The 13,382-nt window shown below is 35.8% G+C and carries 10 protein-coding genes and 1 pseudogene; all 11 read left to right on the forward strand.

Annotated features, from left to right (window positions below):
• The first annotated feature begins 54 nt into the window (after window positions 1-54).
• The 11 genes and pseudogenes from ACZZZT_RS11735 to xylA all read left to right on the forward strand — a co-directional run bounded on the left by ACZZZT_RS11735 (window position 55) and on the right by xylA (window position 13,238).
• Window positions 55-2,217: an alpha-glucuronidase family glycosyl hydrolase gene (locus ACZZZT_RS11735; protein ID WP_463460480.1), complete on the forward strand. Its 2,163-nt coding sequence runs from the start codon at window positions 55-57 to the stop codon at window positions 2,215-2,217.
• An 18-nt stretch (window positions 2,218-2,235) separates the two neighbouring features.
• Window positions 2,236-2,973 (forward strand): SDR family NAD(P)-dependent oxidoreductase, encoded by a 738-nt coding sequence (locus ACZZZT_RS11740; RefSeq protein WP_463460481.1) that lies wholly within the window; start codon window positions 2,236-2,238, stop codon window positions 2,971-2,973.
• Between the two features lie 116 nt (window positions 2,974-3,089).
• Window positions 3,090-4,259, forward strand: coding sequence for a mannonate dehydratase (gene uxuA, locus ACZZZT_RS11745; protein WP_463462415.1), 1,170 nt, complete (start codon window positions 3,090-3,092; stop codon window positions 4,257-4,259).
• 162 nt (window positions 4,260-4,421) lie between these two features.
• Window positions 4,422-5,536: pseudogene (locus ACZZZT_RS11750) on the forward strand (endo-1,4-beta-xylanase).
• A 279-nt stretch (window positions 5,537-5,815) separates the two neighbouring features.
• Window positions 5,816-7,249: an MFS transporter gene (locus ACZZZT_RS11755; protein ID WP_456312005.1), complete on the forward strand. Its 1,434-nt coding sequence runs from the start codon at window positions 5,816-5,818 to the stop codon at window positions 7,247-7,249.
• Between the two features lie 24 nt (window positions 7,250-7,273).
• Entirely contained in the window at window positions 7,274-8,308 is a 1,035-nt protein-coding gene (locus tag ACZZZT_RS11760) for a glycoside hydrolase family 43 protein (RefSeq protein WP_463460482.1), read from the forward strand.
• A 36-nt stretch (window positions 8,309-8,344) separates the two neighbouring features.
• Window positions 8,345-9,052, forward strand: a complete 708-nt coding sequence (locus ACZZZT_RS11765) for an NUDIX hydrolase (RefSeq protein ID WP_463460483.1) — start codon at window positions 8,345-8,347, stop codon at window positions 9,050-9,052.
• Between the two features lie 358 nt (window positions 9,053-9,410).
• Window positions 9,411-10,181 (forward strand): GntR family transcriptional regulator, encoded by a 771-nt coding sequence (locus ACZZZT_RS11770; protein WP_463460484.1) that lies wholly within the window; start codon window positions 9,411-9,413, stop codon window positions 10,179-10,181.
• A gap of 95 nt (window positions 10,182-10,276) precedes the next feature.
• Entirely contained in the window at window positions 10,277-10,420 is a 144-nt protein-coding gene (locus ACZZZT_RS11775) for a hypothetical protein (RefSeq protein ID WP_463460485.1), read from the forward strand.
• A 3-nt stretch (window positions 10,421-10,423) separates the two neighbouring features.
• Entirely contained in the window at window positions 10,424-11,908 is a 1,485-nt protein-coding gene (locus ACZZZT_RS11780) for a xylulokinase (RefSeq protein WP_463460486.1), read from the forward strand.
• Window positions 11,909-11,912: 4 nt separating this feature from the next.
• A complete protein-coding gene (gene xylA, locus ACZZZT_RS11785) occupies window positions 11,913-13,238 on the forward strand; it encodes a xylose isomerase (RefSeq protein WP_463460487.1) in 1,326 nt (441 codons plus the stop codon).
• Window positions 13,239-13,382: the final 144 nt, after the last annotated feature.

Genomic DNA, 13,382 nt, shown 5'->3' on the forward strand with positions numbered 1-13,382 from the left:
TTTTGAATAGAATTGCTGATTTGCATTTTAAATTTAAATTGATAGAAAAGCAAAATGACATATATTAAAAAAACTTTTTTCAAATCTATTTTACTGTTTTTGGTAGTTTGCTGGTCTTCATCAGCTCAAAAAGATTACAAATTATGGCTGCAATACAATAAGGTTGCTGACGCTAATTTAAAAACACAATATCTTTCTACTATTCAGGAGATTGTTTCTTTGGGAAAATCGGAAACTGCTAAAATAGCCTTTACAGAACTGCAATCCGGTTTGGATGAAATGTTGGGAAAGAAATTTGAAAATAAGTCAGTAATTTCGGGAGATCATAATATTATAATAAGTTCAAAAGAATTTCTAACTTCTGAAATTGAAAAGGAAGTTGGGAATTTCGATCAAATAAATGACGAAGGTTTTATCATTAAATCTATTTCCATAAAAAATAAAAACCACCTTGTCATTACAGGTAAAACAGATGTTGGCGTTTTATATGGCGTTTATAGCTTTTTGAGATTGATGCAAACCAATAAACCCATTCAAAATTTAAATATTACTGATGCACCAAAAACAAATATCAGAATACTAAATCACTGGGATAATCTTGACCGAACTGTAGAGCGCGGTTACGCCGGATTTTCGTTATGGAACTGGCAAAAACTCCCTGATTTTATCGATCAGCGTTATATTGATTATGCGCGTGCAAATGCCTCAATCGGAATTAACGGAACGGTTTTGACAAATGTAAACGCAAACGCATTAATCCTGACGCCACAATATTTAGAAAAAGTAGAAGCGTTGGCCAACGTTTTCAGACCTTACGGAATCAAAGTGTATTTAACAGCACGATTTTCGGCACCAATTGAAATTGGAGGTTTAAAAACAGCCGATCCAAAAGATACTCAAGTCATTAATTGGTGGAAAAATAAAGCCAAGGAAATTTATAAAAGAATCCCCGATTTTGGCGGATTTCTGGTAAAAGCAAATTCAGAAGGTCAACCCGGACCGCAAAATTATAACAGAGACCATGTCGATGGAGCCAATATGCTGGCCGATGCGGTTGCGCCTTTTGGAGGTGTCATTATGTGGCGTGCTTTTGTGTATTCTGAACATGATGCAAACGACAGAGCCAAACAAGCTTACGCCGAATTTGTGCCTTATGATGGAAAATTTAAAGACAATGTAATTGTTCAGGTAAAAAACGGAGCGATTGATTTTCAGCCTCGTGAACCTTTTCATCCCATGTTTGGTGCGATGCCAAAAACACCTTTGATGATGGAGTTCCAAATCACTCAGGAATATCTGGGTTTTAGTACGCATTTGGTTTTTCTGCCAAAATTATTTCAGGAAGTTTTAGAATCAGATACCTATCAAAAAGGAAAAGGAACAACCGTTGCCAAAGTTATTGATGGATCTCTAAACAAAACAAAACTGACCGGAATTGCAGGTGTTTCCAACATAGGTAATGATCTCAACTGGACGGGACATCCTTTTGCGCAGGCCAATTGGTACGGCTTTGGGAGACTAGCATGGAATCCTTATTTAGATTCAGAAACCATTGCCGATGAGTGGCTTAGATGCACATTTTCGAACGATGAAAACTTCATAAAACCTGTTAAACAAATGATGATGCAATCGCGAGAAGCCGTTGTAAATTATATGACACCGCTTGGTTTGCATCACATTATGGATACTGGGCATCATTATGGTCCGGGGCCTTGGGTTTCAAACTTGTCACGACCAGAATGGAATCCCGTTTATTATCATAAAGCAGATAAAAACGGAATTGGTTTCGACCGATCAAAAACCGGAACAAATGCCACAGCGCAATACGCCCCCGAAGTGGAGAAAATGTTCGATAATCTCGAAACTTGTCCCGAAAAAGATTTGTTATGGTTTCATCACGTTTCCTGGGATTATAAATTGAAAAACGGACAAACGCTTTGGAATGGTTTAGCTTTAAAATATCAGGAAGGTGTAAATCAGGTTGCAGCAATGCAAAATATCTGGAATAAAACGCAGAAATATGTTGATGATGAACGTTTTAAAGAAGTGCAGATGTTATTAGAAATTCAGCACAAAGAAGCAAAATGGTGGCGGGATGCGTGTCTGCTGTATTTTCAACAATATTCAAAAAAGGAATTACCTTTAGGCGTCGAAAAACCAACACAGTCTCTGGACTATTTTAAATCATTAAAATTTCCTTTTGCACCGGGAAATTAATATTCAAATTAAAAAAATATGAGCACAAAAACGGCAATTGTAACCGGAGGAAATTCGGGTTTGGGTTTTGCAACAGCAAAGAAATTATGTGATAACGGCATTAAAACTTATATAGTTGGAAGATCAAAAGAAAAAACAGAAGATGCCTGTAAGGAAATTGGCGAAAATGCCATTCCGGTTATTTATGATTTAAATGATTTGGGCGGAATTCCAACAATGATTGAAAAACTGACCAAAGAAAATCCGATTGATATTTTGGTAAACAACGCCGGAATCAATCTGAAAAAAGAATTTACAGACGTTACCGATGAAGATTTTCTATCTGTAATTCATACCAATCTTTTAAGCGTTTTTGCTGTGAGTAAAGCTGTTGTAAAAAACATGAAAGAAAATAACGGTGGAAGCATCGTTAACATCAGTTCGATGGCATCGCAATATGGGATTCCAAAAGTAATTGCCTATTCAGCCAGTAAAGGCGCAATCGAATCGATGACCAGAGCCATGGCGGTCGAACTGGCACCGTTTGGTATTCGTGTCAATTGCATCGCTCCGGGATTTATAAAAACAAAAATGTCTTCGGCAGCACTTGATAATGATCCCGAAAGAAAAAATAAAGTACTCGGAAGAACTCCAATGGGCTTTTTAGGAGAACCATCAGACATTGCAGATGCTGTTTATTATTTCGCATTAAGCGAATCAAAATACACAACCGGAACTGTTTTACCTGTTGATGGTGGAAATAGTATTGGGTTTTAAGAACCTATGAAATTGCTCGCAAAGTCGCCAACTTATTTAAAATAAAGCTTAAAAAAGAAAAAACTTTGCGACTCTGCGACTTTGCGAGATTAAAAAAAATACTCAGTATGATAAAAATGCAGCAAACAATGCGTTGGTTTGGACCAAATGACAGCGTAAGTTTATTAGATATAAAACAAGCCGGAGCAACCGGAATTGTTACCGCTTTGCATCAAATTCCCGTTGGCGAAATCTGGACGGTTGAAGATATTAAAGAAAGACAGCAAATTATAAAAAATGCTGGTTTAGAATGGACAGTTGTAGAAAGTTTACCGGTTCATGAAGAAATAAAACGTTCGACCGGAAATTATCTGCAATACATTGAAAATTATAAAATAAGCATCAAAAACTTAGCAGATTGCGGTATTAAAATCATTACGTATAATTTTATGCCAATTCTGGACTGGGTTCGAACAGAACACAATTTTATTAATAAAGATGGGAGCAAGGCACTTTTATACAATCAGGAAGCTTTTATTTATTTTGATGTTTTTTTGCTGAAAAGACCCAATGCCGAAAATGATTATTCTGATAAAGAAAAAGAAAACGCATTACAATTTGGGAATAAACTTTCTGAAGACGAAAAAGCATTATTGTTTAAGAATGTTTTATTGGGACTACCGGGAAGTAAAATCAATTTTACGGCAGAACAAATTCTCTCTTTATTAGATAATTATGCCAATATTGATAATCAAAAACTAAGAGAAAACCTGAATTATTTTTTATCAGAAGTTGCTCCGGTAGCTGAAATGCATGATGCTAAATTAGCGATTCATCCTGATGATCCGCCGTTTTCGGTTTTGGGATTGCCCAGAATTGTTTCTACCGAAGAAGATATTAAAGCTATTTTGAATGCAGTTCCTTTAAATTCGAATGGATTGTGTTTTTGTACAGGTTCTTTGGGTGCAGATCCGAAAAATAATCTGGAGAGAATTATAGATGATTTCGGAGACAGGATTCACTTTTTGCATCTTCGAAATACCTTCCGCGAAAGCGAAACTATTTTTAGGGAATCAGAACATTTAAACGGTGATACCAAAATGGAAAGGATAGTCGAGAAAATTTTAATGCTAATGAATTCCACAAAAATTAGTCTGCCAATGCGTCCCGATCATGGTTTTTTGCATGAAGTGGATAAAGGCAAGGAAACGTATCCCGGCTATTCTTTAACAGGAAGATTGAAAGGTCTTGCTGAATTAAGAGGATTAGAAATGGGTATTGCTTATAAGCTGAAAGAATTGGCGTAAGCAATCATCGAAAGAAGTAAGAAGCAATAGTTTAGAAAATAGAAAATAGAATAAAGAAGCTAGAAGCAAGAAGAAAGAGTTTAGAAAATAGAATAAAGAAGTACAAAAAACAACTAAGCACTAGCAACTAAGTACTAACTACTAACCCTAAAACCACATAAAATGAGATTACTTAACCGCTCTCTACTGCTTTTGTCTGTTGTAGTTTTAAACAGCTGTAATGCACAAAAAGAAAAAGAAGTTGTTTCCTTAAAAGACAGCTACAAAAATGATTTTTATATTGGAACTGCCCTGAGTGCTTATCAGATTGAAGAAAAAAACGCTAGCGAAGATTCCTTAATCGAAAGAGAATTTAATGCGATTACAGCAGAAAATATCATGAAATCGATGTTTATTCATCCACAAAAAGATAAATACGACTTTGCTCTCACGGATAAATTTATTGCTTACGGAGAAAAGAACAAAATGTTCATTCACGGTCATACTTTGATCTGGCACAGTCAGTTGGCGCCATGGATGCAAAAATTAAGGACAGCACAGAAATGAAAGCTTTCATGAAAGATCATATCACGACAATTGTTTCCAAATACAAAGGCAAAATAGATTCGTGGGATGTGGTGAATGAAGCTTTAAACGAAGACGGAACTTTAAGAAAATCAATTTTTCTGGATAAACTTGGAGAGCAATATCTGTTAGACGCTTTTAAACTGGCTGCTGCTGCAGACCCAAAAGTCGATTTATATTACAATGATTATAATAATGAAGAACCGGCCAAAAGAGCGGGAAATATCGCATTAATCAAAAAAATAAAAGCTGGCGGAGGAAAAATTGATGGAGTAGGGATTCAGGCACATTGGAAATTGGGTTATCCATCATTAGAAGAAATTGAAAAAAGTATTTTAGAATATTCTGCACTTGGTATTAAAGTGGCTTTTACGGAACTTGATATTTCGGTTTTGCCAAATCCAAAGGATTTTAGTGGTGCCGATGTAAATCAAAAATTTGAAGGAGATCCTAAAATGAATCCATATCCTAAAACACTTCCGGATTCTGTGCAGGTTAAACTGGCAGAACGTTATGCTTCAATTTTTAAATTATTTTTAAAACATAAAGACAAAATTAGCCGCGTTACGTTTTGGGGCGTTCATGATGGGCAGTCCTGGCTAAACGACTGGCCTATAAAAGGTAGGACAAATTACCCATTGTTATTTGATAGAGACTTAAAGCCCAAAAAAGCGTACAACAGCGTAATCCAATTAAAAGAAATAAAACAATAAAATTTTCTCGCAAAAAAAACTTTTTTTTGCGAAGTACACAACCGAATGCGTATTTTGTTTGATTTAATGAAATAATTAAATACGCACTTGCGAATTCTGTTTTTTTATATAATTTTACACAACCGATTGTTTTAAGGAATTTATCATTTTGAGGAACGAGAAATCATATAATGTAGTCATGTAGTGCGTCGCTCTCTGTATGTTATTTTGTTTCTCGAAATGATAAAAAATATATACCTTTTCAGGAATCAACTAACTAAAAAAATAACCACACCAAGAATGAATTACATTTCACAAAAATTATCCATTAAAGAAAAAATCGGCTACAGTTTAGGTGACCTCGCGGCAAATTTGGTTTTCCAGACCCTGATGACGTATCTCGCTTATTTTTATACAGATATCTACGGTTTATCGCCAACAGATTCTTCTATAATTATGCTAGTCGTGGGTTTAATTGCGGCTTTTGTTTTCAACCCGATTATTGGTGTTTTGGCAGACAGAACCCGTACAAAATGGGGGAAATTCAGACCCTGGATTTTAATAACTGCAATTCCGCTTGGTGCGATTGCCTTACTGGCTTTTACAACGCCCAATTTTTCTTATCACGGAAAAGTAATTTATGCCGTTGTTACTTATACTTTATTATTGCTTTTTTATGCGAGTAATAATTTGCCATATTCTGCTTTAAGCGGAGTTATTACAGGCGATATGGGCGAAAGAAACAGCATGTCGGCGTATCGTTTTGTGGCTGTAATGTTTGCGCAATTCTTTGTTCAGGTTTTTATGCTGGGGATCATCAAAAGTGCCGGAAATGGCGACAAAGCCGTTGGTATTGAAAAGGTAATGACCGTTTTGGCAATTATTGGAACCATCATGTTGTTAATCACATTTTTAACTACAAAAGAACGTATTATTCCAAAACCGGAACAAAAATCAAGCATCAAAGAAGATTTAAGCGATTTGATGAAAAACAAACCGTGGGTCATTATGTTAAGTCTTACCACATTGGTATTCATTACATTGGCAATGAAAGGCGGTTCTTATGTGTATTATTTTGAAAATTATGTAGACAAAGACCAGCTTGCGATTTTTATACAACCGATTTTGGATGTTTTATCCACTTTAAAATTGAATTATTTTGGAAGTGATCCTGTTTCTGCCGGTTTCGGATTGTTTAATGCGGGCGGAATTATCTTCATGATTGTTGGAATTACGTTATCTAAAAGTCTGGCTGACAAATACGGAAAACGAAATATTTTCGGATTGTTTTTATTCATTTCGACCCTATTTATTATTGCATTTTATTTCTTTCCGGCAAACGCCATCAGCTTTATGTTTTTCTCCCAGATTTTACACGGATTTTTCTACGGAATAACGATTCCGCTTTTGTGGGCGATGATTGCAGATGTTGCCGATTATTCAGAATGGCTGAATAACCGTCGTGCAACGGCTATTATTTTCTCGGCCATGATGGTGGGTTTAAAAGCCGGATTGAGTATTGGTGGAGCTTTAACTACTTCATTTTTAGGCTTTTTTGATTATGTGCCAAATGCTTCGGGTCAAACCGCGATTGCTATAAACGGAATCAAATTATTGGTGAGTATTTTTCCCGCGATACCTTTTTTAATTGGTGTTGCGCTATTATTTTTCTATAAAATCGATAAAAATATGGAAGTGCAGATTGAATCTGATTTAAAAGAAAGAAGAACTTAATTATTTTATAAAACAAAAACGACTATGCCTGAAGATAGTACTGAACAAATTAATTTCGAGCAAATTAATAAAAAAGCCATTTCGCAGCCTTTGGTTTCGCATATTTATACCGCAGATCCGTCGGCGCATGTTTTTAATGGTAAAATTTATATTTATCCGTCGCATGACATTGATGCCGGGATTCCGTTTAACGATAATGGCGACCATTTTGGAATGGAAGATTACCATGTTTTTTCGATGGAAAACATTAATGCAGAAACAGTTGATAACGGAGTTGCGCTTCATGTTGATGATGTGGCCTGGGCCGAAAAACAAATGTGGGCACCGGATGCGGCCTGTAAAAACGGAAAGTTTTACTTGTATTTTCCAGCGAAACGTACTAACGGAATTTTCCAGATTGGGGTTGCGATAAGCGATTCTCCAGTTGGACCATTTTTACCTGAACCTGAAGCTATTAAAGGAAGTTATAGTATCGATCCGGCTGTTTTTGAAGATAACGACGGAAAACATTATATCTATTTTGGCGGTATTTGGGGTGGACAGCTTCAAAAATACAGAAACAATACCTACGATTCAAATCAGGAAGAACCGCTTGCAAATGAACCTGCTTTAGGACCAATTGTGGCCTTGCTGACAGACGATATGCTGGAGTTTGCAGAAGAACCAAAAGAGATTAAAATCCTCGATGAAAACGGAGAAATTTTATTAGCCGGAGACAACGACCGACGTTTTTTTGAAGCTTCCTGGGTGCATAAATACAACGACAAATATTATTTTTCGTATTCAACAGGCGATACGCATTTTATTTGTTACGCGATTGGCGACAGTCCGTATGGGCCGTTTACCTATCAGGGGCGCATTTTGAATCCGGTTGTGGGCTGGACATCGCACCATTCTATCTGTAAAGTTGAGGATGACTGGTATTTGTTTTACCACGATTCGAGTTTATCAAAAGGCGTAACGCATTTGCGAAGTATGAAAGTAACCAAAATTGATTATCTGGAAGATGGTTCAATTATTACAATAGATCCATACGGCATCAGAAGATCAGGAGATTAAGAAAAGAAAAAGTAATATGTTTAAATTTTATTTTCTATGAAAAAGGGAGATGAAAATGTTAGAAAAATCGCCAGACAATATATTACAAACAAAATTGAAATTGATTGTGTAATATTCAATTTTGAAAACAACAGTCTTAAAGTTTTATTGGTAAAACAACAAGACAATGAAGGAGTTATAACGTGGGGACTGGCGAATGATTACATCAAAAAAGGGGAAACAATTTTGAGTACAGCCCATAATATTTTGAAAAATTACATTAACGGCGATCAATTTTTCTTAGAGCAATTAAAGGCATTTAGTTATCAGTCAGACTCTTCGTCGCAGGAAGATATTTCGATCGCATATTATGCTTTGGTAAAACGCGATAACAGCAAAGATGATTTGTTTAATGCTAATGTTAAATGGATTGGCATTAATGAAATTATCGGTTTAAATGATAAACACAAAGTAATATTAGATTTTAGTTTAAAAGAATTACGCAAAAATATATGTAAAAGCGCCGTTGGTTTTAATTTATTGCCGGAGAAATTTACCCTTTTGCAGGTTATCAATTTGTATGAAGAAATTTTAGGAATCGAGATTAATAAATCAAATTTTAGAAGAAAGTTATTGCAGACAGGAATTGTACATGACTCGAATGAAAAGGAAGAAGATGTTTCGCACAGAGCTGCAAGGTTTTACAGTTTGAATTTGCAAAATCAGGAATTGTTATCACAGAGAGAAATAAATTTTAATTTTTAAGGAAGTGTTTTGTCTGGTCTTGATTACGGTTGCGTGAGGGATAGTAGCGGAAAGCCCACAGCCTGACGAAGGAAGTGCGAGGACTTGCAGCGGATAGCCCGACCCGGAGGGACACGCCCAAATTATTTTTATTGTTTAGATAATAATTCAGAGAATATCAATAATAATTTGAATAGTCCCAACGGGACGTCATATTTATAGACTTGGCATTTCAATTTATTAGAAACCCCAGCGGGGTGGCATCTCTAGGTAATATCGCTCTTTTGGAGCTTTGAAAACATAACAATTTAGGACGAAAAAGTATTTTTTTATAAAGTTGGATTCACTAATTTAGCATACCAGAACAGAACGGAACAGTATGCTAAAAGAAGAACAGGAAAAATTTGTATTTGTTATCAATCACGATAGTGATGTTCCGAAATACCAGCAGTTGGTAAACGGAATTAATAATGCTATTGCGGAGAATATTTTGCAAAAGGGAGATTTGCTTCCGTCTGTAAATGCGATTTGTAAAGAAAATCAGTTGTCGAGAGATACGGTTTTTAAAGCATATTCAATTTTAAAAGATCAGAATGTTATTGATTCTGTGCCGAATAAAGGTTATTATGTTTCGGGAGAAACCAGAAAAGTGCTTTTGGTTTTAGACACATTTAAGGCGTATAAAGAGGTTTTGTATCATTCGTTTGTCAATAATTTGCCGGATAATGTGATTACAGATGTACAGTTTCATCATTATAATATAGATGTTTTTAAAACCATCATTAATAATAGTGTTGGGAAGTATTATAAATACGTGGTGATGAATTTTGATCACAAGTATGTAGCGCCAACATTATCAGCTATTTCTAATGATAAATTGCTTTTGATTGATTGGAATATTCATTCGAAAAAAGAAAATAATTATGTTTTTCAGGATTTTGGAAAAGCGTTTTACAGTTCATTGAAAGAAGCTGCTGATTTGTTTAAAAAGTATAAAAGCATTCATTTTATTTATCCGGATTATACAAATCATCCCAAAGAAACCGTACAGTTTTTAAGAAGTTTTGCACCGATTTTAATTTTAAAAATGAAATTATTACCGATGCCAAAAAGTTTAATATCGAAAAAGGAATTGCGTATATCAGCATAAGCGACAGGATTTTAGGTCACTTTTTAGAACAATGCAAAGAGAAGGATTTGGAGCCTGGAGAAGATGTTGGTTTTTTGTCGTATAACGAAACGCCAATGAAAAAATTTATATACAAAGGAATTTCGGTCGTATCGACTGATTTTAATGCAATAGGAACAAAAGCGGCCGCATTTATTACGCATGATGAAGTGATGCAGAGTTATGTGCCAACAAATTTAATTTTAAGAGAATCATTATAAGTTATGTATTATATAGGATATGATATTGGAAGTTCTTCTGTAAAAGTAGCTTTGGTTGAAGCTGAAACAGGGAAAAAAATAATCGTTTTGAATGAACCTCAAAACGAAATGGAAATTGTCGCCCTTCATTCTGATTGGGCAGAACAAGATCCGGAAATTTGGTGGCAGCACATTTGTACGGCAACTAAAAGAGCGATTCGTGAGGCCAATATTGAAGCTTCAAAAATTACGGGAGTGGGTATTTCGTACCAAATGCACGGATTGGTTATTGTGGACAAAGAAGGAAATGCACTTCGAAACTCGATTATTTGGTGCGACAGCCGTGCGGTGGAAATTGGTAACGAGGCTTTCGCCGAAATTGGAGAAGAAAAATGCATGCAGCATTTATTGAATTCTCCGGGAAATTTTACGGCTTCGAAACTAAAATGGGTCAAAGAAAACGAACCTGAAATCTATAGCAAAATTTACAAATACATGCTTCCGGGCGATTATATTGCTTTGAAACTTACAGGAGAAATTACCACTACAAAAAATGGTTTGTCTGAAGGAATGCTTTGGGATTATAAAGAAAACAAAGTGGCCAACTGGCTTTTGGACTATTACGGAATCGATCAATCATTAACGCCGGATATTGTTGAGAACTTCACAAATCAGGGGATTTTAAACGAGAAAGGCGCGAAAGAAGCGGGACTTCCTGTGGGGATTCCGGTGGTTTACAGAGCGGGAGATCAGCCTAATAATGCCTTGGCTTTGAATGTTTTGAATCCTGGAGAAGTCGCTGCAACGGGAGGAACTTCAGGTGTTTTTTATGCCATTAGCGAAATGTCTTCGGGAAAAAGCACTCGTGTAAACAATTTTGTGCACGTTAATTACGAAGAAAAAACACCAAGAGTTGGAAAACTTTTAAACATAAACGGAGCCGGAATTCAGTATCGTTGGCTGCGTAATAATATGGGCGACGAAACCTACGAATCGATGAACCGTAAAGCGTCTAAAATTGATGTAGGTTCTGATGGCGTTGTCGTGATTCCGTTTGGAAATGGCGCAGAGCGTATGTTCAACAATAAAAACATCGGAACACACTTTTTAAATCTCAACTTGAATATTCACAATAGCGCACATTTGTTCAGAGCTTCTCTTGAAGGAATTGCTTTTTCATTCGTGTACGGAATGGAATGTTTAAAGGATGATAATGCGACGATAAATGTAATCAGAGCCGGAAATGATAATTTGTTCCGTTCGGAGATTTTTTCGAATACTGTAGCAACTTTAATCGGGCACGAAATTGAAATTTACAATACAACCGGCGCAGTAGGAGCGGCGAGAGCAGTGGGTTTAAAAGATGGTGATTACAATAAATTTGGTTCAAGTATTACGACCAACGATCACGTAATGACCTTTTTACCACTAAAAAATGCAGAACCGTATGCAAAGGCTTATGCAAAATGGAAACAGGAATTAGAATTAATATTAACACATAAAAAATAAAGAAATGGTAGTTTTAGGCAATAAAGAATATTACAAAGGCATAGGCCAGATAAAATTTGAAGGCAAGGAATCTGATAATCCGTTAGCATTTAAATATTACAATCCGGAACAGGTTGTGGCGGGAAAAACAATGCGTGAGCACTTTAGATTTGCGATTGCGTACTGGCACACGTTCTGCGGACAAGGAAGTGATCCGTTTGGACCGGGAACGCAGAAATTTGCGTGGGATCAATCATCAGATCCAATTCAGGCAGCAAAAGATAAAGCGGATGCTGCGTTTGAATTTATCAGTAAAATGGGATTTGATTATTTCTGTTTTCACGATTATGATTTGATTGCTGAAGGACCAACTTTTGCGGAATCAGAAAAACGTTTGGCAACGATTACAGAATATTTAAAACAGAAAAAAGCAGAATCAGGAATTAAATTGCTTTGGGGAACTTCAAACTGTTTCTCAAATCCAAGATTTATGAACGGAGCAGCTACAAATCCAGACTTTAATGTAGTGGCAAGAGCAGGCGGACAAGTAAAATTAGCGCTTGACGCAACAATTGCTTTAGACGGAGAAAACTACGTATTCTGGGGCGGAAGAGAAGGTTATATGTCTCTTTTAAATACGGATATGGGAAGAGAATTAGATCACATGGCAAAGTTTTTAACAATGTCGAGAGATTATGCAAGATCACAAGGTTTTAAAGGAACTTTCTTTATTGAGCCAAAACCAATGGAACCATCAAAACACCAATACGATTTTGACTCTGCAACAGCGATTGGATTTTTGAAAGAATATGGTTTGGATAAAGATTTCAAAATCAATATTGAAGTAAACCACGCAACATTGGCACAACATACTTTTCAACATGAATTGGAAGTAGCTGCAAAAGCAGGAATGTTAGGAAGTATCGATGCTAATAGAGGTGATTACCAAAATGGCTGGGATACAGATCAATTCCCGAACAACATTCAGGAAACTACAGAGGCAATGCTTGTTTTCTTAAAAGCTGGTGGATTACAAGGAGGTGGTGTAAACTTTGATGCCAAAATCAGAAGAAATTCTACTGATCTTGAAGATGTTTTCCTTGCTCATATTGGTGGTGCCGATACTTTTGCAAGAGCATTATTGACGGCTGATAAAATTATTACTTCTTCTCCATATGAAAAATTAAGAAAAGAAAGATACAGCTCTTTCGATTCTGGAAAAGGAAAAGATTTTGCTGATGGAAAATTAAACCTTAAAGATTTGTATGACATTGCCAACCAAAATGGTGAATTGTCATTGCAAAGCGGGAAACAGGAATTGTTTGAAAACATTATCAATCAATATATATAATTAAAGTGATAGTTGTAGAAGGTTAAAAACTAAAATAACTATTTTGATAACTATTTTGTGTGTAATCTTTGTCGAAGTTTAGAGCTTTGACAAAGATGTGCGCAACAACTATTAGCTGTTAGAGGTAGTTTTGTCATTCCGAGG

It is taken from the genome of Flavobacterium sp. AC274 (assembly GCF_979258275.1).

What these genes read in the sequence shown, in the direction of transcription:
- ACZZZT_RS11770 (WP_463460484.1), top strand. Translation starts at nt 9,411, where the DNA reads ATGCTAAAAGAAGAACAGGAAAAATTTGTATTTGTTATCAATCACGAT.
- xylA (WP_463460487.1), top strand. Translation starts at nt 11,913, where the DNA reads ATGGTAGTTTTAGGCAATAAAGAATATTACAAAGGCATAGGCCAGATA.
- ACZZZT_RS11740 (WP_463460481.1), top strand. Translation starts at nt 2,236, where the DNA reads ATGAGCACAAAAACGGCAATTGTAACCGGAGGAAATTCGGGTTTGGGT.
- ACZZZT_RS11735 (WP_463460480.1), top strand. Translation starts at nt 55, where the DNA reads ATGACATATATTAAAAAAACTTTTTTCAAATCTATTTTACTGTTTTTG.
- uxuA (WP_463462415.1), top strand. Translation starts at nt 3,090, where the DNA reads ATGCAGCAAACAATGCGTTGGTTTGGACCAAATGACAGCGTAAGTTTA.
- ACZZZT_RS11760 (WP_463460482.1), top strand. Translation starts at nt 7,274, where the DNA reads ATGCCTGAAGATAGTACTGAACAAATTAATTTCGAGCAAATTAATAAA.
- ACZZZT_RS11780 (WP_463460486.1), top strand. Translation starts at nt 10,424, where the DNA reads ATGTATTATATAGGATATGATATTGGAAGTTCTTCTGTAAAAGTAGCT.
- ACZZZT_RS11775 (WP_463460485.1), top strand. Translation starts at nt 10,277, where the DNA reads ATGAAAAAATTTATATACAAAGGAATTTCGGTCGTATCGACTGATTTT.
- ACZZZT_RS11765 (WP_463460483.1), top strand. Translation starts at nt 8,345, where the DNA reads ATGAAAAAGGGAGATGAAAATGTTAGAAAAATCGCCAGACAATATATT.
- ACZZZT_RS11755 (WP_456312005.1), top strand. Translation starts at nt 5,816, where the DNA reads ATGAATTACATTTCACAAAAATTATCCATTAAAGAAAAAATCGGCTAC.